Here is a 19,678-nt window from a genome sequence, read left to right on the forward strand (position 1 = left end):
GGTCGGTCAGCGCTTCTCGAGGACGAACTGGTCGATGACCGCCTCGCAGGAGTTGCCCGACTCGCAGGAGATCTTGATGGTGTTCGTGCCCTGCTTGAGGTTCACGTACGAGTAGGTGTTGGTCCAGCCCTTCGCCCAGTCGCCCTCACCGGCCTTCGCGAAGTTCTTCATGTTGATCGCACGGCTCTGCGGCTCGCCGTTGATCGTCAGCGTCATGCTGGCGTCCTTGCCGGGCACGCCGTAGTACATCCGGAAGGTGTACTCGGCGGCCTTGGGGGCCTCCAGCGTCCAGGTCACGGCAGCACCCTGCTGGGTGAAGTTGCCGACGTACTGGCCGCCCGCGCTCTTGGCGCCCGGCACGTCCTTCGCCAGGGTCGCACCACCGCTGATCACCATGCCCGAACCGCCCGCGTCGCCCTTGGGCAGCGGGGCGTCCGCGGACGCGGAGCCGCTCGGCTGGCCCGAGGGGGTGTTCGGGGCGGGGGCCGACGGGCTCTGGCCCGTGTTCGCCGCGTTCTTGTTCTTGTCGGCGTCGTCCTTCTTGCCGAAGATCACCGCCGCGCCGATGCCGATCGCCACCGCGGCGACCACCGCGACGGCCGCGATGAGCATGCCCTTGCGGCTGGAGCCGCCCCCACCGTGGCCACCGCCGGAGCCCGGCAGCGGAACGGACTGGGTGTACTGCGGGGGCTGCTGCTGCGGCGGAACGCCGTAGCCGCCCGCCTGGAGCGCCTCGGGGGCCTGGTACTGCGCCTGGTAGGCCGGGGGCTGCTGCGGTCCCTGCTGATAGGGAACGGGCCCGCGCTGACCGCGCTGGGGCCGGTCACCGACGGTGCGGACCTGGTTGTACGAGGTCCGGGGCACACCCGGCTGACCGCCGGCCGGTCCCGGGTAGCCGTACCCGCCGCCCTGCCCGGGCGGGGTGGCCCCCGCAGCCTGGCCGTCCTCGTAGAGGTAGCCGAACGGGTCGTCATCCTCGGGCTGGTTCGCCCCGTTGTTCGGGCCGTGGTTCGCGGGCGTCGTCATCGCAGGTCACTCCTTTCGACCCCGGGGAGCCTACCCCGAACAGGTGCGCCCACGGGCGGCCCGAGAGTTTACCCGGCCCTGCGGTGCGCCTTCGAACGGGACCGCTTCTCGATGTACATGCGCTGGTCGGCGGAGCGCAGCACCTCGTCGGCCGACATGCCGCAGCTTGCCCAGCCGATGCCGAAACTGGCTCCCACGCGGACCGCGCGGCCGTCGACCCGGATCGGCGGGATGATGGCGTTGCGCAGCCGCACGGCGAGGTCGGCGGCGTCGGCGGCGCCCAGTCCGTCGGCGAGGACGACGAACTCGTCACCACCGAGCCGGGCCACCGTGTCCCCGTCCCGGACACCGGTCGTCAGCCGCCGGGCCACCTCGATCAGGACCGCGTCGCCGGTGTGGTGCCCGAACCGGTCGTTGATCGACTTGAACCCGTCGAGGTCGCAGAAGAGCACCGCGAGCCCCTTCGTACCGTCGTCGATGTCCGTCGCCGGCGCGACCGTGTGCACGTGGTGGTCGTACGGGCCCACCCCGGCCGAGCCGCCGCCCGCGCCGCCGGGCCCGCCCATGCCGCCGGGGAACTCGAAGGGCTCCGGAAAGCCGTCGGGCCGGAACCCGTGCTCGCCGTGCGCCGCATGCCCGCCGTGCCCGCCGGGCCCCTCCACCGAGGGCCGCGTCTCGAAGGCGGCGTCCAGCGCCTCCACGGCGGTGGCGCGCACCGACTGCGGGCGGCGACAGAGCCGGGCCCCGAGCCGGGAGCGGAGCTCGGCGCTGTTGGGCAGGCCGGTCAGCGAGTCGTGGCTGGCCCGGTGGGCGAGCTGCAGCTCGTGCCGCTTGCGTTCCTCGATGTCCTCGACGTGGGTGAGCAGGAAGCGCGGCCCGTCGGCGGCGTCGGCGACGACGGAGTTGCGCAGCGAGACCCAGACGTACGTACCGTCGCGCCGCCCCAGTCTCAGCTCGGCGCGGCCGCCCTCGGCGGAGGTGCGCAGCAGGGTGCCGATGTCCTCGGGGTGCACGAGGTCGGAGAAGGAGTACCGGCGCAGCACGGAGGCGGGCCGTCCCAGCAGCCGGCACAGCGCGTCGTTGGTGCGCAGCAGGCGACCGTGCTGGTCGCCGCCCATCTCGGCGATGGCCATGCCGCTCGGCGCGTACTCGAAGGCCTGGCGGAACGACTCTTCACTGGCGCGCAGGGCCTGCTGTTCGCGCTCCAGGCGGACCAGGGCCCGCTGCATGTTGGCGCGGAGCCGTGCGTTGCTGATGGCAATCGCGGCCTGGAAGGCGTACATCTGGAGGGCTTCGCGGCCCCAGGCGCCGGGCCGGCGTCCGTTGCGCGGGCGGTCGACGGAGACCACGCCGAGCAGTTCGCCGCCGGAGGCGTACATGGGGGCGTAGAGCCGGTCCTCGGGGTGCCACTCGTCCTCGAACCGCGGGTCGGGGCCCTCGGTGTGCCACTGCGGGACGTCGTCCTCGACGAGGACCCAGCCCTCGGTGTGCGGGATGAAGCGCAGGCCGTCCCAGTTCTCGCCCATCGTCAGGCGGCGTTCCCAGGAGGCGCGCGAGCCGACGCGGCCGGTGATCAGGGCTTCTGCGGCGGGGTCTCCGGCGAAGGCGGCGACGACCAGATCACCGTCGGGGCGAACGAGGTTGACGCAGGCGAGTTCGTAGCCGAGGCCGAGGACGATGCCGTCGACGACGGTCTGCAGGGTGTCCGCCAGGCTCCGGGCCGTGTTGAGCTCGGCCACCACCCGGTGCAGCTGCCGCAGGGTCGCAAGACGGACGTACGGCTCCGACTCGGTCTCCATTGCTCGCTCTCCCCGAGACCTCGACAGCAACTCCAGGTTTGTCATCGGCGCTTCGTTGCGGTGTCCCGTCCACTGAATCACAGTGAGCTGTGCGCCAGGTACACAGGGTCAACAAATCTTGCTCTCTGTGACTCAAGTCACATGAGATGAATAAGGATGGCCGCCGCCCTGTCCCACTCGGGTTCATTCCGGCCGGTTCGTCCGATCTGTTCCCGATAGCAAACGATACGCCGGGATCCGCGGCGGTCCCGAGCGGCCTAGGCCGACGGGCGGGGGCGCTGCTCGGACTTCCGCCCGATGCGCCGCGCGAGGGGTGACAGTAGCGTCCCGACCGTGCCCCCTACGACCCCCGTGACACCACTTTCCGTACCCGCACCCCATGCTGAGGGGGTGAGCAACGACGAGTTCCGGGCCGCGATGTCCCGACTGGCGGCGGGCGTGTGCCTGATCACCGCTCAGGAGCCGCCCCTGTCGGCCGGCGGTCCGCGCGGCGAGGACGTCGGCATGACGGCGACCGCCTTCATGTCCGTGTCCCTGGAACCACCGCTGGTCCTCGTCAGCGTGCGCGAGGGCTCCCGGATGGACGACCTGCTGGCCGAGCAGCCGCTGTGGTCGGTATCGGTGCTCGCCGACCACCAGCTCCAGATCGCGAGCCGGTTCTCGATGAAGAACCGCATCAGCGACCGGCTGCTCTTCGCGGACCTGCCCTACACCCGCGGCGGCGTCTCCGGCGCCCCGCTGCTGTCGGGGGCACTGGCCACCCTGGAGTGCCGTACGGAGAACCGCGTCGAGGCGGGCGACCACACCCTGGTCATCGGCCACGTCCTCACCGCCGCCCAGCCGGCCCCGGACTCCGCGCCGCTGACGTACTTCCGGGGGCGCTACCGGCACCTGGCGCCCTGAGCCCCCTCGTCCCCCAGCCCCACCAGTCCCGCCTACCAGTCCCGCGCGTTGCGGCCCCGCTTGGTCTCGCCGCGGGCCTTCTTCTCGCGCAGCCGCCGCTCGTTGATCCCGCGGGGGATCTTCGTCGCCCGGCGCGCCTTCGGCGGCGGCGCCGTGGCCTCGGCCAGCAGCGCGGCCAGCCGGACCAGCGCCATCTCCCGGTTGCGGAACTGCGAGCGGTGCTCGGAGGCCCGTACCGTCACCACCCCGTCGACCAGCCGGGACGCGAGGCGCTCCAGCGCCCGCTCCTTCCACACGTCGGGCAGCGACTTCGTCGCCGCGACGTCGAAGAGGAGCTCCACGCGCGAGTCCGAGGTGTTCACGTGCTGGCCGCCCGGCCCCGAGGACCGCGAAAAGCGCCAGGCGAGCTCGCCCTCGGGGAGCACGACCGAACCGCGGATGACATAGGGACCAGGCATGCCCCCTATGATCCGTGCCCGCCGCGACCCCGTCACCCGCATTTCCCGGACCGGATCGCGGACATTTCCCCGAATGCGGAACCTGGCGCCCCTCTCCCCGCGTTATGGAGGTCAGCGGTAACTTGGGCAGCCTCACGGTCGGTACGACGAGTGAGACCAAGTGAGACTAGGAAGGGACACCAGTCACCATGGCAGTAAGCCTCTCCAAGGGCGGAAACGTCTCGCTCAGCAAGGAGGCCCCGGGCCTCGCGGCCGTCACGGTCGGCCTCGGCTGGGACACCCGCACGACCACCGGTGTCGACTTCGACCTGGACGCCTCGGCCATCGCGGTCAACGCGCTCGGCAAGGTCGTCTCCGACGGCCACTTCGTCTTCTTCAACAACAAGTCCACCCCGGACCAGACCATCGTCCACACCGGTGACAACCGCACCGGCGAGGGCGCGGGCGACGACGAGGCCATCAACGTCAACCTCGCCGGCCTGCCCGCCGACGTGGACAAGATCGTCTTCCCGGTCTCCATCTACGACGCCGAGACCCGCAGCCAGAACTTCGGCCAGGTCCGCAACGCGTACATCCGCGTCGTGAACCAGGCCGGCGGCGCCGAGATCGCCCGCTACGACCTCTCCGAGGACGCGGCGACCGAGACCGCCATGGTCTTCGGCGAGCTCTACCGCAACGGCGCCGAGTGGAAGTTCCGCGCCGTGGGCCAGGGTTACGCCTCCGGCCTGACCGGCATCGCCCAGGACTTCGGCGTCAACGTCTGATCCTGAGCGCCCGCGTCCCAGGACGCGTCCGTGCTGGAGCCCCCTCCCGGCCGTCCGGGGAGGGGGCTTCGCTACCGTTCGGTACGTGATCCTCCTGCCGCTCGCTCCCGTCGAGGACGGCGCCCTGCCGGGCCCGGTCCTCACCGAAATCGCCACGCTCTACGCGACCAACCACGCGTTCTTCGAGATCAGCGGCGATTTCCCCGACCCCGGCCGCATCACGGTCGAGCAGGTCGCCGCCGCCCTCGCCGACGAGCTCGCGCACGAGGGCGCCGAGGTCCTCCTCGCCCGCTCCGCCGGACGCCTCGTAGGCCTGGCCGCCACCCTCGCCCGACACCCGGATCCGGCGTCCGAGGACCCCGATCCGTGGATCGGCCTGCTGCTCATCGACGCCACCGCGCACCGCGAGGGATACGGCCGCGCCGTGGCCGCCACGGTCGAGGACCGCTTCCGCGCCGCGGGACGGTCGGGCGTACGGATCGCCGTGCTCGACGCCAACGAGAAGGCCCTCGCCTTCTGGCAGTCCCAGGGCTACGTCACCCTGCGCCGGGGGGCCGCCGACCGCGAGATGGGCCGCCCCTGCACGGTCCTGCGCAAGGCGCTGTAGGCAGAGCTAGGACGCCTTCGCGCCCTTCGCATCCTTCGCGCCCTTCGCGTCCTTCGGGGCCTCCGGGGCCTTGGGGCGGTCCTTCCCGTACAGCCACACGTCCCAGACCTCCGTGAGGTCACGGCCCGTCTTCTCCTCCGCGTAGGCGGTGAAGTCGGCCGTGCTCGCGTTCCCGTGCCGGTGGTCGGCCGCCCAGCCCCGGACGAGGGCGAAGAACTTCTCGTCGCCGACCTCCTGCCGGACCCGTTGCAGGACCATCGCCCCGCGCCCGTACACCGGGGAAGCGGAGATCTCCTTCGGGTTGCGCGGGGCGGCCGGCGGGAAGGCGCCCCAGTCCGAGCCCGCCGCGGCGTCGACGCGGGTGTCCCCGGCGACGTAGGCGTCGAAGTGCTGCTGCGCGCTCGGGCCGCCGTGGTCCTCGGACCACAGCCACTCGGCGTAGGTCGCGAACCCCTCGTTGAGCCACATGTCCTTCCAGGACTTCGGCGACACCGAGTCCCCGAACCACTGGTGCGCCAGCTCGTGCAGCACCAGCTCCTCGCTGCCCGGCGCTCCCGGGAACACCGGCCGGGTCTGCGTCTCCAGCGCGTAGCCGAGGCTGTGCGCGGGCAGCACGATCGCGCCCGTCGCGGAGAAGGGGTACGGGCCGAACCGCCCGATGCCCCACTCCACCATCTCGGGCAGCCGCGCGAGCACGTCCCTGCTCGCCGCCGCCTCCGCGGGCGAGACGGCCGTGTAGACGGGGATCCCGGAGGCGGTCCGCCCGGTCGTCACCTCGAACTTCCCGACGGCCACGGTCGCCAGGTAGCTCGCCATCGGCTCCTTGGAGTGCCAGGCGAACACGGTCCGGCCGTCGCCCCCCTCACCCTCCTCCGTACGGGAGCGCAGCTCGCCGTTGGACACGGCCTCGTACCCACGGGGGACGGTCACCGTGATGTCGTACGTGGCCTTGTCGCTCGGGTGGTGGTTCCCGGGGAACCAGGCCATCGACCCGACGGGTTCGCCGACGCCCACCGCGCCCTTGCCGCCGGGGGTGACGATCCACCCCTCCTCGGACCCGTCGGGGTCGGTGACGGCCTTGGGCCGGCCGGAGTAGTCCACCTCCGTACGGAAGACCTCCCCCCGCTCCAGGTCCTCGGCGGGGCGCACGGTCAGCTCGTTGCCGGTGCGGTTGAAGCGGGCCCCCTCGCCCTGCACGCTCACGCCCTCCACCTCGAGGCCGCTGAGATCGAGGTTGAAGGAGCTGAGCCCCTGCTCGGCACGGGCGGTGATCACGGCGGTGCCGTGCAGCTGCCCGTCGGCCGGGTCGTAGTCGAGGTCCAGGGAGTAGTGCTCGACCTGGTAGCCGCCGTTGCCTGCCTTGGGGAAGAACGGGTCGCGCACCCCCGACGCACCCGGCCGCCCCTGCACGGTCTCCCCCGTACAGCCCGTGGTGAGGGCGAGCAGGGTGGCGACGGCGGGGGCGGCGAGGCGGGAGAGAACGCGGTGATGCACGCGTTCGAGACTACGTCCCGGGACGCTGGTCCTCGTTACTTGGCGAGGGCGTCCACGCCGGCCTTGGCGAACTTCTCGTCCAGGTCACCGCTCGGGGCGCCGGCCACGCCGATGCCCGCGACCGGGGCGCCGTCGGCCTGGACGGGGGTGCCGCCGCCGAGGAAGAGGGTGCCGGGGATGTCCTTCAGGTTCGGGGCCTGCGCGAGGCGGCCGGCGAGCACCGAGGTCGGGGCGTTCCAGGACACGGCGGTGTAGGCCTTGCGCTGCGCCGACTCGTAGGACTGCGGGCCGGCGCCGTCGCCGCGGAGCGTGACGATGGTGTTGCCGTTGCGGTCGACGACGGCGACGGTCACCTTCTGGTTCTCCTGCTCGGCGGCGTCCAGCGCGGCCTGGGCGGCGCGGGTGGCAGCGTCGATGGTCAGGTGCGTGGTGGTGGTGAAGTTCTTCTTGTCCCCGTCCTTCTTCGCGACGGCGGCGGGGGCGGCGGCCGGAGCGGAGGCCGGAGCGGCGTTGGCGCTGACCGCGCCGAAGGCTCCCGCGCCGAGGGCGACGGCGACGGCGGTACCGGTGAGAACGCGGGTGCGGGTCTTCATGTCTGCTGCTCCTGTGAACGTCGGCACGGCGGGCTGTCCTGCCGTTGCTCCAAGCCTCTCCCCGCCACCCCCACCACCCCGTCCCCGTACCGGCTCCGAAGCCGCCCCCCACCGGTTGACCCGGGGGTCAACCGATCGGCTGATGCGCGATCGTTCCGCCGACGGCTTACCTGAACCTCCGGGCCGCCCGACCTTCGAGGACCGGGGTCCGGGGTCCGGCCAATCCAGCCCCGCCGGCGTTTGAGGCGCGGGGTCTGGGGCGGAGCCCCAGGGGGGTCCGGGCGCAGCCCGGCACCCCCTCCAGCCCGTCCGGCGCTTGAGGACCGGGGTCCGGGCAGCGCCCGGGGAACGGTGGAAGGGCGGGTAGGGGACACGCCCCGCGCAGCGGCACCCACACGCACCACAACACGACCCGGCACCATGGAACGACCGCACCACCCCCAGGAGCACCCCGTGACCAGCGCGCCCCCGCCGACCACGCCGACCCCGCCAAGCCCACCGGCCCCGCCAAGCCCCCCGGCCGCCGCCGCAGCAAGCCCGGCCGGCCAGGCCACCACCCCACCCCCCCAAGACACCCGCGCCCTGTCCACGGTCATGCACACCGCGTTCTTCCTCCTCCTCGGCGCCTCCGTGGCCCGCTTCCTCCTCCGCCACCCCGACGAACCCCGCACCCCGTGGATCATCGCCCTCGGCATCACCCTGGCCCTGCTCTACGTACTCGGCCCCGCCCTCGGCGCCGCCCCCACCGTGCGCCGCCTCATCTGGCTCGGTCTGGTCGTCGCCGTCTGGGTGGTCCTCGTCGTCCTCGCGCCGAGCTTCGCCTGGTGCGCCGTACCGCTCTTCTACACGGCCCTGCGCACCCTCCCGCCCCGCGCGGCCGTCGTCCTCGTCGCCCTGCTCACCGTGTTCGTCGTGGCGGCGCAGCTCCGCCTCGCCCAGGCCTCCGGCGGCTCCGAGCCCTTCGACCCCAACCTCCTCCTCGCCCCGCCCGCCGTCGCCGCCCTCGCCACCGCCGTGTTCGTCCACATGGAGCGCCAGGCGGCGGCCCAGCGCACCCTGATCGACGACCTGATCCGCACCCGCCGGGAACTCGCCGCCACCGAACGCCGCGCCGGCACCCTCGCCGAACGCCAGCGCCTCTCGATGGAGATCCACGACACCCTGGCCCAGCACCTGTCCAGCCAGCAGATGCTCCTCCAGGCCGCCGAACGCACCTGGGACACGGACCCGGGCACCGCCCGCGCGCACGTCCGTACCGCCACCGACATCACCGCCCGCGGCCTCGCCGAGGCCCGCCGCCTGGTGCACGACCTCGCGCCGCGCGAACTCGCCGGCGGCGCCGGCCTCCCGGACGCCCTGCGCGCGCTGGACGCGGGCCCGGACATCGAGGTCCGCTTCCACCTGGAGGGCGCGCCGGTCCCCCTCCCCGACCGCGCGGAGCAGGCGCTGCTGCGCATCGCGCAGGGCGCGCTGGCGAACGTACGGGAGCACGCGGGGGCCCGTACCGCGGCCCTCACCCTGAGCTTCCTGGGCGATCAGGTCGTCCTGGACATAGCCGACGACGGCCACGGCTTCACCCAGCTCCGCGCCGCCGCCGGGGAACGCGGCCACGGCCTCCCCGCGATGCGCGCCCGCGTCCGCCAGCTCGGCGGCACCCTGACCATCGAATCCACCGCGGGCGAGGGCACGGTCCTGTCGGCGTCGATCCCCCTGGAGACCACACCATGACCACGATCCTGCTCTGCGACGACCACGTCGTGGTCCGCGCCGGCCTGCTCGCCCTGCTCGGCAGCGAGCCGGACATCGAAGTGCTCGGCGAGGCGGGCAGCGGCGAGGAGGCGGTCGCGCTCGCGGCCAAACTCCGCCCCGACGTGGTCCTGATGGACCTCCAGCTCGGCGAGGGCATCGACGGCGTGGAAGCCACCCGCCGCATCACGACCGCCTCCGCGAACCCCCCGCACGTCCTGGTCCTGACCACGTACGACACCGACGCGGACATCACCCGGGCCATCGGCGCGGGCGCCACGGGCTACCTCCTGAAGGCGGAACGCCCGGAGGAACTGTTCGCCGCGATCCACTCCGCCGCCCAGGGCCGCACCACGCTCTCCGCCCCCGTCGCCAGCCGCGTGATGGCCCACATGCGCGGCACCCGGCCCACCCTGACCGACCGTGAGCTCGACATCCTCGGCCAGCTCGCCCGCGGCCTCGGCAACCGCGACATCGCCCGCGCCCTGTTCATCAGCGAGGCCACGGTCAAGACCCACCTGGGCCGCATCTACGACAAGCTCGGCGTCGACACCCGCGCGGGCGCGGTCTCGGTGGCCAAGGAACAGCGCCTCCTGCCCTGACGGCTTCGTCCCGGCGGCGTCGTCGCCCCCGGCACGGCACGGATGGACCACATCGTCCATCCGTACGAGATCGCGCTCGTACGCCGCGCCGATCCGCCGCGGGCGGCGACACGACAGGCTCGTCGGTACCCGGACCGCCCCGAGCAGGCCCGGGCGCCACCAGCCGTGTCGAGAGGAACCCGCCATGCCGACCACCGATTTCGCCCCGGAACGCCGCCGCATGCTCACCATGCTGGGCACCGGCGCCGCCGTAGCCGGGCTCGGCGCCCTCGCCACCGCGACCCCCGCCAATGCCGCGCCCGAGGACTACGAACTCGCCGCCTCCGCCTGCGGAACCGGCACGGCCGAAGACGAACTGGCCATCCGCCGGCTGCTCGAGACCTACCTCTTCGCCGTCGACACCAAGGACAAGACGGTCTTCCGGACCCTCTTCACCGACGACGCCGTCCTGACCGTGATGGCCCACCCCGACGGCACCGCCGGCATCGTCAAGACCGGCATCGAGGCCGTCGTCGCCAACCTCGACGGCGCCGCGGCCTGGGGCTACTCCACCCACGTCACCGCCAACGCCTACATCAAGGCCACCAGCCGGACGACCGCGACGGGCGACAGCCACGCCACCGCCCAGCTCGTCTACCCGGCCACCGCGACCGCACCCGAGACCGTCGTCGTGCGCGGCATCCGCTACCGCGACGAGTACGTGAAGATCGCGGGCGTCTGGAAGATCCGCAAGCGCGTGTTCTCGCCGACCTGGCAGTACAACGGCGCCTCCGTCCAGATCAACTACCCCAACTGACCGCCCGTCCGGGCTAACCGGGTGCGCCGCCCTGGCCCAGCCCGATGAGTCCCCGGTCGACGGCCGCGCGCACGGCCGCCGTACGGTTCTCCACCCCGAGCTTCTCGTAGACGTGCACGAGGTGCGTCTTGACCGTCGTCCCGCTAATGAACAGGGCCGAGCCGATCTCCCGGTTGGAGCGGCCCGTCGCGATCAGCTCCAGGATCTCGGTCTCCCGGGCCGTCAGCGCCGCACTCGGCGCCCGGTACCGGCTCATCAGCCGCGAGACCACCGAGGGCGACAGCGCCGACTCCCCCGCCGCGACCGTCCGCAGCGCCTGGAACAGCAGGTCGGGCGGGGACCCCTTCAGCAGGTACCCCGCCACACCCGCCTCCACGGCCCGTACGACGTACGCATCGGACTCGTAGCTGCTGAGCACGACCACCCGGGGCGGCGCGGGCATCCGCCCGATCCGCCGTGCGGTCTCCACCCCGCACATCCCCGGGCCCATCCGGATGTCCATCAGCACCAGCTCGGGCGCCAGCTCGCGCACCATCCGCAGCGCGGCACCGCCGTCCGCGGCCTCCCCGCACACCTCGAACTCGGGACACCCGCCGAGCAGCGTCCGCAGTCCCGCGCGCACGACGGGATGATCGTCCACCAACAGGATCCGCACCGGACTCATACCGGCCCCGACCCCGACTGCGGACCCGACCGCGGACCCGGACCCGGCCCCCGCTCCTGCACCGGCTCCTGCCCCGGAGCGGGCAGGCAGACCGACACCACCGTCCCTCCCCCACCCGGACTGCTCTCCACCGTCGCCGTACCCCCCAGGTACGCGATGCGGCGGCGCAGCAGCCGCAGCCCGTCCCCACCCGGGCGCCCTGCGGTGGCAGCGGCGGCGACAGCGGCCGGATCGAACCCGACGCCGTCGTCCCAGACGTCGAGCGCGAGCACGTACGGCTGGTAGGTCAGCGTCACCACCACGGCCGAGGCCCGCGCGTGCCGGCGTACGTTCGCCAGGGCGCCCTGGGCCGCCCGCAGCACCGCGGCCTCGACCCTGCCCGGCACCGCCCGGGGTTCCCCCTCCAGCCGGAACCGGGCCCCGTCCACCCCGTCCACCCCGGCGCACAGCTCGCGCAGCACATCGGCCAGCGCCGCCCGCTCCAGCTCCACCGGAGCCAGGTCGTGGATGAGCCGCCGGGCCTCGGCGAGGTTCTCGCGGGCCGCGGCGGCGGCCTGCCGGACCAGCAGCCGGGCCTGACCCGGCTCCCGCGTCCACTCCCGGTCGGCCGCGTCGAGCAACAGGTGCATGCTGGTCAGCCCCTGCGCCACGGTGTCGTGCAACTCGGCCGCGAGCCGGTGACGCTCCCGCAGCACCCCCGCCACCACGGCCTCCCCCTGCCCCCCGGCCCCTCCCACGCCCGTCCCCTCTCGCCACGCCCCCCGGACGCGCCGAGCTTAATCCGCCGAACCCGACACCCCCGGGGGGCATCAGGAACTCTGATCCGCGGCCCCCACACCACCCACGAGGCCGCCCCGAGAACGCCCCGAGGCCGCGCGGAGCACCTCCCGCCCCACCCATGACACCATCGGGTACGTGCTCGACATCGGCTACTCCCTCTCCCGGCGCTTCCCCGACCCCCCGCAGACCGACTACCGCTCGGCGGACGTCCACTCGCTGCGCCACGACCTGTTCTGCGGGGACGTCTACCTCGCCGACACCAACGCGGACCGGGAAGTGTCCACAGCCTGGGGATGGGTGCCCGTACTGGACTTCGCCTGGGCGCTGTGCGACATCGTCGAGCAGCTCGACCAGGACCCGCGCGGCAGCCGCGCGGCCAACCGGCAGTACGCCGAGATCGACTTCACCGAGTCCTCGGACCGCATGCTCTTCGAGCGCCGCTTCGGGTGGGTGGACGTCGAGGCCGACTGGATGCCGTCGGAGGAAGCCCCCCTCACCTTCAGCCACCGCCTGCTGCGCCGCGAAGCCCGGGACTTCCTCCACGACGTGATCGCGGACCTCATCGACATGCACGACGGCCTGGGCGACAACCCGATCATCTGGACCCTCCAGTCCCGCTTCCCCCGCGTCCCGGCCTGACCCGCCGGACTTCCCGGAGTCCCGTGAGGCACCGCCGACGATGACCGACCCCGCCCCCACCCCCGACCTCACCCCGGCGGCCGCGGCCGCCCGCGCCGCCCGCGCACGGCTCGACCGGGCACTGGCCCGGCTGGCCGTCACCTTCCGCGGGATGACCGCCCGGGCCGACGATTCCCAGTGCGACTGCCACTGGGGCAGCCCGGAGGAGCTCGCCCTGCTGAAGCTCCCCGGCACGGACCTCGACGTCGACCTCCTGCACCGCACCTGGAGCACCACCGACTGGCGCGACCACGGCGCCGTGCTGCGCCGCGTCCTGCCGCAGTTCGCCCGCGAGCTGACCGGCGGCCTCGGCGCCTACGCGTGGGACATCGACCGTGTCGGCCTCTCGTTCCACTGCGCCGAGTGGCAGCAGTGGCCCGCGCCGCAGAGCGCGGCCGTACGGGAGTTCCTGCACGCCTGGTGGTCCCACACCCTCCTCACCCCGGACCCCGCCCTCCCCGCACGCGAAGTCCTCCAGATGTGCACCGAAGCCTCCGGCACCATCGGCCCCTGGCTCGCGGACTGGGAATCCCTCCGCCACCCGGTCGCCGACCAGCACCTCGCCGACACGGTCGACCACTGGGAATGGGAACTCCTGTGTTACGCACTCCCCTGGACGACGTGGGTCCTCGTCTCGGAATCGGACGAGGAAGTGGAAGCCGTACGGACGGAACTGACCGACTGGCTCGCGAGCCGCGCACCCGCACGCCTCCGCGCCCACGGCGCCCCCGAAGAAGTCCTCCACACCGTGCGGCTGCTGAGCCTCCACGATGCCGACCGCTGGAACGACCCGCACTGGCCGTACGCACCCGACGGGACTCGCCTGCCGGGACCCGCCTGAGGGGACCCGCCTGCTGGAACCCGGCTGACGGGACCTGCCTGAGGGGACCCGGCTGCCGGAACCCGCCTGCTTGAACCCGCCTGCCGGAACCCGACTGAGGGGCCCCGGCTGACGGGACCCGACTGCGGCACTCGCCCGACGGAACGCACCCGACGGCGCCCGCTACGGAACCACCCTCAGCCCCAGCTGCGCAGCCAGCGCCGGCGCCAGGTCGAACAGCTGCGCCGGGCTGATCACCGCCCCCGCCAGGGCGTCCACGCCCCGCGCGATCCCCAGCTCCGAAGCCTCCCGCAGGTCCACCTCCGTCATCCGCGCCCCCGAGAAGTCCGCCCCTCGCACCACGCAGTCCCGGAACTCCACCCGCTCCAGCACCGCACCCCCGAAGTCCGGCTCCACCAGCACGCACCCCTCGAAGACCACGTCCTTGAGCCGCGCCGTACGCAGGTTCAGGTAGTCGATCTTGCCCCCGCGCACGAGCACCCGCTCCAGCACCGCCCCGTGCAACTGCACCCCTCCCAGCCGGGCGTCCAGCAGTTCCACGTCGCGCAGCGAAGCCCCCGACAGGTCCGTCCCCACCCCCCGGACGCCGTCCAGCACCGAGTCCAGGATCCGTGCCTTGGCCAGCCCGGTCTCGTCCAGCACGCAGCGCCGTAGCGCGCAGTCCATGAACCGGGCCCCCCGCCCGTCCCCGCCCGTCAGGTCCGCCTCGACGAGCTCCAGCCCGTCGTAGTCCCCGTCCGGTTCCAACCCCGGCCCCGCGTCCTCCCACGCGCGCAGCTCCGGCAGCCGCACCTCCGGCCGCCGCGCCGCCTTCACCGTCTGCTGCTGTCCGTTTCGCACCATCTCCCCATCCTGGCGGACCCCACTGACAACCCCTTGACCTCAACCCCACTTGAGGTCACACGCTGTCCCCATGACCACCACCACGGCCGCCACGGCGGCCACCACCGAAGCCGGCACCCCGGCCCACACCCCGACCGCCCCCGGCGCCATGCACGCCGTCCGCCTCCACGCCTTCGGCCCCGCCGAGAACCTCTCCTACGAGTCCGTCCCCCGCCCCCTCCCCGCCCCCGGCCAGGTCCGCATCGCCGTCGCCGCCGCCGGCGTCCACCTCCTCGACACCGCGCTGCGCCGCGGCGTCCAGGGCCCGCCCGCGCCCCTGCCCGAGCTGCCGACCGTCCCCGGCCGCGAGGTCGCCGGCACCGTCGACGCGGTCGGCCCCGACACGGACACCGGGTGGCTCGGGCAGACCGTCGTCACCCACCTCGGATTCGCCCCCGGCGGCTACGCCGAGTACGCCGTCGCCGACGCCGCCCGGCTGCACCCCGTCCCGGACGGCCTCGACCCCGCCACCGCCGTCGCCATGATCGGCACGGGCCGCACGACCCTCGGCATCCTCCAGTTCGCCGAGCTCGGCCCCGGCTCCGTCGCCCTGATCCCCGCCGCCGCGGGCGGCATCGGCACCCTGCTGGTCCAGTACGCCAAGAACGCCGGAGCCACCGTCGTCGCCCTCGCCGGCGGCCCCGCCAAAACCGCCCGGGCCACCGCCAACGGCGCCGACCTCGCCCTCGACTACACCGCCCCGGACTGGGCCGACACCCTCCGCGCCCACCACCCCGACGGCGCCACCGTCCTCTTCGACTCCGTCGGCGGCGCCGTCGCCCGCACCGCCCTCGGCCTGCTCCGCGACGGCGCCCGGCACCTCGTGTTCGGCTGGTCCGGCGGCCCGCTCGACCTCACCGACACCGAGCAGGCGGACCTCGACGCCCGCGGCATCACCACGCAGTTCGTCCTCGGCCCCGCCATGCTCCAGCGGGCCGGCGGCGAAGACCCCCTGCGCCTCCTCGAAACCCGCGCCCTCGCCGAAGCCGCCACCGGCCGCCTGCGCCCCGCCCTCCAGCGCTACCCCCTCGCCGAAGCCGCCGCCGCCCACCACGACCTGGAAACCCGCGCCACCACCGGCAAGGTCGTCCTGGAACCCTGAGGGCCCGCCCCCGCCTACGCGCCCCCGAGCTCCGCCAGCGCCCCGTCGGTCAGCCGGTACACCGACCATTCGTCCTGCGGCCGCGCGCCCAAGGCCTCGTAGAAGGCGATCGTCGGCTCGTTCCACTTCAGGACCGACCACTCCAGCCGCTCGTACCCGCGCTCCCCGCAGATCCGCGCCAACTCCCGCAGCAGCGCCTTCCCGTGGCCGCCGCCGCGCACGCCCGGACGGACGTACAGGTCCTCCAGGTAGATCCCGTGCACCCCGCGCCACGTCGAGAAGCTGAGGAACCACAGCGAGAACCCGACGGCCTCGCCCTCCTCCGTCACCGCGAGGTGCGCGAACGCCGCCGGCCGCTCGCCGAAGAGCGCCTCCCGCAACTGCTCCTCGGTGGCGCGCGCCTCGTGCGGCACCTTCTCGTACTCCGCGAGCTCGCGGATCATGGCGTGGATGACGGGTACGTCGCTGAGGACGGCGCTACGGATCATGCCTGCACCCTACGATCCACCGCGCCGGCCCCGCCCGCTCCGCCCGTCCCGCCCCAGCAGCACCTCCGCGATCCGCAGCTGCCGCCCCGCCGGCCGGTCCCCGTCCTCCACGTCCCACAGGCAGTTCTGCAGCACCCGCCCCAACGTCCACGCCCGCGCCCGCTCCCGGTCCGCGCCCACCGCCTCCGCGAGCGAGTCGAACCGCCACCGCACCTCCCGCGCACGGAAGCTGTTGACCAGCGCCGGCAACAGCTCGAACCCCGGATCACCGGCGAGCGGCTTCGGATCGATGGCCAGCCAGGGCTCGCGCCCGCCCGCCAGGACGTTGTCGTAGTGCAGGTCCCAGTGCAGCAGCCGGTCCCCCGGCTCCCCCGCCACCTCCGCGAGCGCCGCCGCGCAGTCCGCGACCAGCCCCCGCTCCCGGCCGTCCGCCAGCTGCGCCAGCGCACCCGGCACCGCCTCCAGCATCGCCGCCGCCACGTCCCCGAGCCGCCGCAGCCCGGCCGGTGCGGGCACCGCCGACAGCCGGGCCAGCAACCCGCCGACGACCTCCACCGCCCGCCTGGAATCCCGTACGGCCACCCCCGACAGGTGCCGCCCCTCGTCGAGGCGCTCCAGCAGCAGCGTGCCGGTCCGCGCATCGTCCGCCAGCAGCCGTACGCAGCCCTCCCCCGCCCACGCGCGCAGCGCGAGCGCCTCTCCCGCGTTCTCCTCGTCCAGCGCCGGCAGCTTCAGCGCCGCCGCCGTCCCGTCGGCCCGCACCACCGGCAGCACCAGGGCCGTCACCCCGTACATCCCGGGCCCGGTGACCCGTAGTTCCCACCGCTCCAGGAACGCGGCCACCCGCGCGGGCAGCGCGTCGACGAACTCCCGCCCGGCGGCGCCGTTGTCCCGCACCTGCGCCCGCACGAACCGCGCGGGAACCCCGCCGAACCCCCCACCACCCGAGCCGCCGGAACCGCCGGAACCGCCCGAAGTACCCGCCGTCGCACCGTCCATGGCCCGACCCTAGGCCTTCTCCGACCCCGGCCGACGGTCGGAGGCATACGGAAAAGGGGGTGTCCTACCCGGAGGAGTCGTCGAACGGGTTCCCCCTCACGCGCGAGTCCTTGCAGCTCGCATGCCGGCTCGCCGCAGATCGTGCCTGACCGTGCCTCAACTCGCCTGAATCTACGGGGCGGAGGCCCCGATCCCGACACCCTGCAACGCCCGCGCGAACGCCCCCGCGTCGAACAGCGACCCGTCCCTCGACCCGACCGGCGCCCCCTCCACCAGCACCATCGGCGTCCCCTGCGCACCCGTCGCCTCGAAGCCCTTCTCGGCCTCGGCGACCCACCCCTCGTACTTCTGCTCCTTCACCGCCGCATCGAACTCCGCCCCGCGCAGCCCCGGCACCCGGTCCGCGATCCTCAGGAGCAGCTCGTCGGTGAACCTCCCCTTCGGCTGGCTGGCGAAGACCGCCGCGTGGAACTCCGCGAACTTCCCCGCGTCCGCCGACGCGCGCAGCGCGTTCACCGCCTTGACCGAACCGCTCGCCCCGCCCTGGTCCAGGAAGGACGCCAGCAGGTACTCGATCTTCACCTGCCCGGCCGCCGCAAGCTTCAGCAGCGACTCCCCGCCGGCCTCCTCGAACCGCGCGCAGTGACCGCACTTGGGATCCACCAGGACCTGCGCGGTACGCGGCGCGTCCGGCTTCCCCACGACGATCTTCGCCCCGTCCACCGTCGCGGGCAGCCCCGCGAGCTGCCCGGCGATCGGACTGGTCCGCACCGGAACCTCGGAGGCGGTCACGGCCTTCCCCTCACCCGGCCCGGAACCGCATCCGACGACCGCCCCGCCCAACAGGGCCACGGACGCGACGGCCGCGACCAGCCGCCCCGCCACCACAACCCGCACCATACGAACCAGTACCTCTCACATAAAAACCTGACAAAATCCCCGCCCCACCCTAAGAAGGAGACCAGGCCGCCCACATCAGCCATTCGGCCACCTCTCGGCCCCCAAAACCCGACGTCACGCCCCTGGACACCCCTCCACCACCCCGTGTACCAACTCCCCCATGACGATCAACGGCGGAATTTCCTTCTGGTACGCGACGGACGAAACCGCCCCCGCCCAGCCACCCCGCGCCCCGCTCACCGGCAACACCACGGCCGACGTCGTCATCGTCGGCGGCGGCTACACCGGCCTGTGGACCGCCTACTACCTCAAGACCGCCGCCCCCGACCTGCGCGTCACCGTCCTGGAGCAGAAGTTCTGCGGCTACGGGGCCTCCGGCCGCAACGGCGGCTGGCTCTACAACGGCATCGCCGGCCGCGACCGCTACGCCGCCCTCCACGGCCGCCCGGCCGCCCAGCGCCTCCAGCAGGCCATGAACGAGACCGTCACCGAGGTCATCGACACCGCCGCCAAGGAAGGCATCGACGCCGACATCCACCGCGGCGGAGTCCTCGAAGTGGCCCGCACCCCCGCCCAGCTCTCCCGCCTCAAGGCCTTCCACACCGCCGAACTCGCCTTCGGCGAAACGGACCGCGAGCTCTACGACGCCACCGACACCCGCGCCCGCATCAACGTCGCCGACGCCGTCGGCTCCAGCTGGACCCCGCACGGAGCCCGCATCCACCCCCTGAAGCTGGTCAAGGGCCTGGCCGCCGCCTGCGAACGCCTCGGCGTCGTCATCCACGAGTCCACCCCCGTCACGGAGATCGCCCCGCGCCGCGCCCTCACCCCGTACGGCACCGTCCGCGCCCCGTACGTCCTGCGCTGCACCGAGGGCTTCACCGCCGCGCTCAAGGGCCAGAAGCGCTCATGGCTCCCGATGAACTCCTCGATGATCGCCACGGCCCCGCTCCCCCCGGAGACGTGGTCCCAGCTCGGCTGGTCCGACGCCTCGACCCTCGGCGACATGGCCCACGCCTACATGTACGCCCAGCGCACGGCCGACGACCGCATCGCCATCGGCGGCCGCGGCGTCCCCTACCGCTACGGCTCCCGCACCGACAACGACGGCCGCACCCAGCCCGCGACGATCGCGTCCCTCACGAACCTCCTGGAGTCCTTCTTCCCCATCCTCACCGGGGTCGAGATCACCCACGCCTGGTCGGGCGTCCTGGGCGTCCCCCGCGACTGGTGCGCCACGGTCACCCTGGACGCGGCCTCGGGCCTCGGCTGGGCCGGCGGCTACGTGGGCTCCGGCGTGGCCACGGCCAACCTCGCGGCCCGCACCCTCCGCGACCTGGTCCTGGGCGACCGCACCCCCCTGACCACCCTCCCGTGGGTCAACCACCGCGTCCGCCGCTGGGAACCGGAACCCTTCCGCTGGCTGGGCGTCCAGGCCCTCTACGCCGCCTACCGCGAAGCGGACCGCCGAGAATCCACCACCCACACCCCCACGACAACCCCCCTGGCCCGCCTGGCCGACCGCATCTCGGGCCGCCACTGACGGCATGCAAAAA

General features: G+C 73.4%; 21 protein-coding genes. 10 read left to right on the plus strand and 11 right to left on the minus strand.

Translation table 11 applies throughout. The features are described from left to right. Window positions 1–6: 6 nt before the first annotated feature. Both ACFRU2_RS35090 and cdgB read right to left on the minus strand, forming a co-directional pair. Window positions 7–1,026: a carbohydrate-binding protein gene (locus ACFRU2_RS35090; RefSeq protein WP_382980013.1), complete on the minus strand. Its 1,020-nt coding sequence runs from the start codon at window positions 1,024–1,026 to the stop codon at window positions 7–9. A gap of 68 nt (window positions 1,027–1,094) precedes the next feature. Continuing rightward, window positions 1,095–2,825, minus strand: a complete 1,731-nt coding sequence (cdgB, locus tag ACFRU2_RS35095; RefSeq protein WP_382980015.1) for a diguanylate cyclase CdgB — start codon at window positions 2,823–2,825, stop codon at window positions 1,095–1,097. Window positions 2,826–3,122: 297 nt separating this feature from the next. On the opposite strand from cdgB, the gene ACFRU2_RS35100 reads away from it, so the two are divergent. Next, entirely contained in the window at window positions 3,123–3,728 is a 606-nt protein-coding gene (locus ACFRU2_RS35100; protein ID WP_382980017.1) for a flavin reductase family protein, read from the plus strand. A gap of 32 nt (window positions 3,729–3,760) precedes the next feature. Here ACFRU2_RS35100 and arfB read toward each other — a convergent pair whose 3' ends face one another. Continuing rightward, entirely contained in the window at window positions 3,761–4,186 is a 426-nt protein-coding gene (arfB, locus tag ACFRU2_RS35105; RefSeq protein ID WP_250744548.1) for an alternative ribosome rescue aminoacyl-tRNA hydrolase ArfB, read from the minus strand. Between the two features lie 188 nt (window positions 4,187–4,374). Between arfB and ACFRU2_RS35110 the strand changes: the two genes are divergently transcribed. Together ACFRU2_RS35110 and ACFRU2_RS35115 are read left to right on the plus strand one after the other, a co-directional pair. After that, window positions 4,375–4,950: a TerD family protein gene (locus tag ACFRU2_RS35110; protein WP_327253510.1), complete on the plus strand. Its 576-nt coding sequence runs from the start codon at window positions 4,375–4,377 to the stop codon at window positions 4,948–4,950. A gap of 85 nt (window positions 4,951–5,035) precedes the next feature. Beyond that, complete coding sequence (locus ACFRU2_RS35115; RefSeq protein ID WP_382980020.1) at window positions 5,036–5,557, plus strand: GNAT family N-acetyltransferase; 522 nt, start codon at window positions 5,036–5,038, stop codon at window positions 5,555–5,557. A gap of 6 nt (window positions 5,558–5,563) precedes the next feature. Here the strand turns inward: ACFRU2_RS35115 and ACFRU2_RS35120 are convergent, their stop codons facing one another. Beyond that, window positions 5,564–7,051 (minus strand): M1 family metallopeptidase, encoded by a 1,488-nt coding sequence (locus tag ACFRU2_RS35120; RefSeq protein ID WP_382980022.1) that lies wholly within the window; start codon window positions 7,049–7,051, stop codon window positions 5,564–5,566. Window positions 7,052–7,086: 35 nt separating this feature from the next. Beyond that, window positions 7,087–7,644 (minus strand): heme-binding protein, encoded by a 558-nt coding sequence (locus ACFRU2_RS35125; RefSeq protein ID WP_382980024.1) that lies wholly within the window; start codon window positions 7,642–7,644, stop codon window positions 7,087–7,089. Window positions 7,645–8,238: 594 nt separating this feature from the next. On the opposite strand from ACFRU2_RS35125, the gene ACFRU2_RS35130 reads away from it, so the two are divergent. From ACFRU2_RS35130 to ACFRU2_RS35140, 3 genes are all read left to right on the plus strand, one after another. Next, window positions 8,239–9,372, plus strand: coding sequence for a sensor histidine kinase (locus ACFRU2_RS35130; protein WP_382980148.1), 1,134 nt, complete (start codon window positions 8,239–8,241; stop codon window positions 9,370–9,372). Beyond that, window positions 9,369–9,992, plus strand: coding sequence for a response regulator (locus ACFRU2_RS35135; RefSeq protein WP_382980026.1), 624 nt, complete (start codon window positions 9,369–9,371; stop codon window positions 9,990–9,992). The genes ACFRU2_RS35130 and ACFRU2_RS35135 overlap by 4 nt, the downstream gene beginning before the upstream one ends. 184 nt (window positions 9,993–10,176) lie before the next feature. Further along, window positions 10,177–10,788 (plus strand): nuclear transport factor 2 family protein, encoded by a 612-nt coding sequence (locus tag ACFRU2_RS35140; protein WP_382980027.1) that lies wholly within the window; start codon window positions 10,177–10,179, stop codon window positions 10,786–10,788. A 13-nt stretch (window positions 10,789–10,801) separates the two neighbouring features. On the opposite strand, the gene ACFRU2_RS35145 is transcribed toward ACFRU2_RS35140, so the two are convergent. Both ACFRU2_RS35145 and ACFRU2_RS35150 read right to left on the minus strand, forming a co-directional pair. Beyond that, window positions 10,802–11,452 carry a response regulator gene (locus tag ACFRU2_RS35145; protein ID WP_382980029.1) on the minus strand — a complete coding sequence of 217 codons (651 nt, stop codon included), beginning with the start codon at window positions 11,450–11,452 and terminating at the stop codon, window positions 10,802–10,804. Beyond that, a complete protein-coding gene (locus tag ACFRU2_RS35150; RefSeq protein ID WP_382980031.1) occupies window positions 11,449–12,189 on the minus strand; it encodes a sensor histidine kinase in 741 nt (246 codons plus the stop codon). The genes ACFRU2_RS35145 and ACFRU2_RS35150 overlap by 4 nt, the downstream gene beginning before the upstream one ends. A gap of 178 nt (window positions 12,190–12,367) precedes the next feature. Between ACFRU2_RS35150 and ACFRU2_RS35155 the strand changes: the two genes are divergently transcribed. Together ACFRU2_RS35155 and ACFRU2_RS35160 are read left to right on the plus strand one after the other, a co-directional pair. Next, complete coding sequence (locus ACFRU2_RS35155; protein WP_382980033.1) at window positions 12,368–12,871, plus strand: hypothetical protein; 504 nt, start codon at window positions 12,368–12,370, stop codon at window positions 12,869–12,871. Between the two features lie 40 nt (window positions 12,872–12,911). Next, window positions 12,912–13,751, plus strand: coding sequence for a hypothetical protein (locus tag ACFRU2_RS35160; RefSeq protein WP_382980034.1), 840 nt, complete (start codon window positions 12,912–12,914; stop codon window positions 13,749–13,751). Between the two features lie 162 nt (window positions 13,752–13,913). Here the strand turns inward: ACFRU2_RS35160 and ACFRU2_RS35165 are convergent, their stop codons facing one another. Beyond that, window positions 13,914–14,594, minus strand: coding sequence for a pentapeptide repeat-containing protein (locus ACFRU2_RS35165; RefSeq protein ID WP_382980036.1), 681 nt, complete (start codon window positions 14,592–14,594; stop codon window positions 13,914–13,916). 148 nt (window positions 14,595–14,742) lie between these two features. On the opposite strand from ACFRU2_RS35165, the gene ACFRU2_RS35170 reads away from it, so the two are divergent. Further along, window positions 14,743–15,735 carry a zinc-binding dehydrogenase gene (locus tag ACFRU2_RS35170; protein ID WP_382980149.1) on the plus strand — a complete coding sequence of 331 codons (993 nt, stop codon included), beginning with the start codon at window positions 14,743–14,745 and terminating at the stop codon, window positions 15,733–15,735. Between the two features lie 14 nt (window positions 15,736–15,749). Here the strand turns inward: ACFRU2_RS35170 and ACFRU2_RS35175 are convergent, their stop codons facing one another. The 3 genes from ACFRU2_RS35175 to ACFRU2_RS35185 form a co-directional block, all read right to left on the minus strand. Further along, entirely contained in the window at window positions 15,750–16,223 is a 474-nt protein-coding gene (locus ACFRU2_RS35175; protein WP_382980038.1) for a GNAT family N-acetyltransferase, read from the minus strand. 9 nt (window positions 16,224–16,232) lie between these two features. Beyond that, the gene (locus ACFRU2_RS35180; protein WP_382980040.1) at window positions 16,233–17,222 is read right to left on the minus strand and encodes an aminoglycoside phosphotransferase family protein; all 990 of its coding nucleotides are present in this window, start codon (window positions 17,220–17,222) and stop codon (window positions 16,233–16,235) included. Window positions 17,223–17,393: 171 nt separating this feature from the next. Continuing rightward, window positions 17,394–18,122 (minus strand): DsbA family protein, encoded by a 729-nt coding sequence (locus ACFRU2_RS35185; RefSeq protein WP_382980042.1) that lies wholly within the window; start codon window positions 18,120–18,122, stop codon window positions 17,394–17,396. A 160-nt stretch (window positions 18,123–18,282) separates the two neighbouring features. Here ACFRU2_RS35185 and ACFRU2_RS35190 point away from each other — a divergent pair, with 160 nt between their 5' ends. Then, on the plus strand, window positions 18,283–19,665 hold the full coding sequence (locus ACFRU2_RS35190; RefSeq protein WP_382980044.1) for an NAD(P)/FAD-dependent oxidoreductase: 1,383 nt from the start codon (window positions 18,283–18,285) through the stop codon (window positions 19,663–19,665). Window positions 19,666–19,678: the final 13 nt, after the last annotated feature.

This window comes from Streptomyces sp. NPDC056883 (assembly GCF_042788835.1).
Classification (GTDB): Bacteria; Actinomycetota; Actinomycetes; order Streptomycetales; family Streptomycetaceae; genus Streptomyces; species Streptomyces stoeckheimensis.

What these genes read in the sequence shown, in the direction of transcription:
- ACFRU2_RS35090 (WP_382980013.1), bottom strand. Translation starts at nt 1,026, where the DNA reads ATGACGACGCCCGCGAACCACGGCCCGAACAACGGGGCGAACCAGCCC.
- cdgB (WP_382980015.1), bottom strand. Translation starts at nt 2,825, where the DNA reads ATGGAGACCGAGTCGGAGCCGTACGTCCGTCTTGCGACCCTGCGGCAG.
- ACFRU2_RS35100 (WP_382980017.1), top strand. Translation starts at nt 3,123, where the DNA reads ATGCGCCGCGCGAGGGGTGACAGTAGCGTCCCGACCGTGCCCCCTACG.
- arfB (WP_250744548.1), bottom strand. Translation starts at nt 4,186, where the DNA reads ATGCCTGGTCCCTATGTCATCCGCGGTTCGGTCGTGCTCCCCGAGGGC.
- ACFRU2_RS35110 (WP_327253510.1), top strand. Translation starts at nt 4,375, where the DNA reads ATGGCAGTAAGCCTCTCCAAGGGCGGAAACGTCTCGCTCAGCAAGGAG.
- ACFRU2_RS35125 (WP_382980024.1), bottom strand. Translation starts at nt 7,644, where the DNA reads ATGAAGACCCGCACCCGCGTTCTCACCGGTACCGCCGTCGCCGTCGCC.
- ACFRU2_RS35130 (WP_382980148.1), top strand. Translation starts at nt 8,239, where the DNA reads ATGCACACCGCGTTCTTCCTCCTCCTCGGCGCCTCCGTGGCCCGCTTC.
- ACFRU2_RS35135 (WP_382980026.1), top strand. Translation starts at nt 9,369, where the DNA reads ATGACCACGATCCTGCTCTGCGACGACCACGTCGTGGTCCGCGCCGGC.
- ACFRU2_RS35140 (WP_382980027.1), top strand. Translation starts at nt 10,177, where the DNA reads ATGCCGACCACCGATTTCGCCCCGGAACGCCGCCGCATGCTCACCATG.
- ACFRU2_RS35145 (WP_382980029.1), bottom strand. Translation starts at nt 11,452, where the DNA reads ATGAGTCCGGTGCGGATCCTGTTGGTGGACGATCATCCCGTCGTGCGC.
- ACFRU2_RS35160 (WP_382980034.1), top strand. Translation starts at nt 12,912, where the DNA reads ATGACCGACCCCGCCCCCACCCCCGACCTCACCCCGGCGGCCGCGGCC.
- ACFRU2_RS35165 (WP_382980036.1), bottom strand. Translation starts at nt 14,594, where the DNA reads ATGGTGCGAAACGGACAGCAGCAGACGGTGAAGGCGGCGCGGCGGCCG.
- ACFRU2_RS35170 (WP_382980149.1), top strand. Translation starts at nt 14,743, where the DNA reads ATGCACGCCGTCCGCCTCCACGCCTTCGGCCCCGCCGAGAACCTCTCC.
- ACFRU2_RS35175 (WP_382980038.1), bottom strand. Translation starts at nt 16,223, where the DNA reads ATGATCCGTAGCGCCGTCCTCAGCGACGTACCCGTCATCCACGCCATG.
- ACFRU2_RS35180 (WP_382980040.1), bottom strand. Translation starts at nt 17,222, where the DNA reads ATGGACGGTGCGACGGCGGGTACTTCGGGCGGTTCCGGCGGTTCCGGC.
- ACFRU2_RS35185 (WP_382980042.1), bottom strand. Translation starts at nt 18,122, where the DNA reads ATGGTGCGGGTTGTGGTGGCGGGGCGGCTGGTCGCGGCCGTCGCGTCC.
- ACFRU2_RS35190 (WP_382980044.1), top strand. Translation starts at nt 18,283, where the DNA reads ATGACGATCAACGGCGGAATTTCCTTCTGGTACGCGACGGACGAAACC.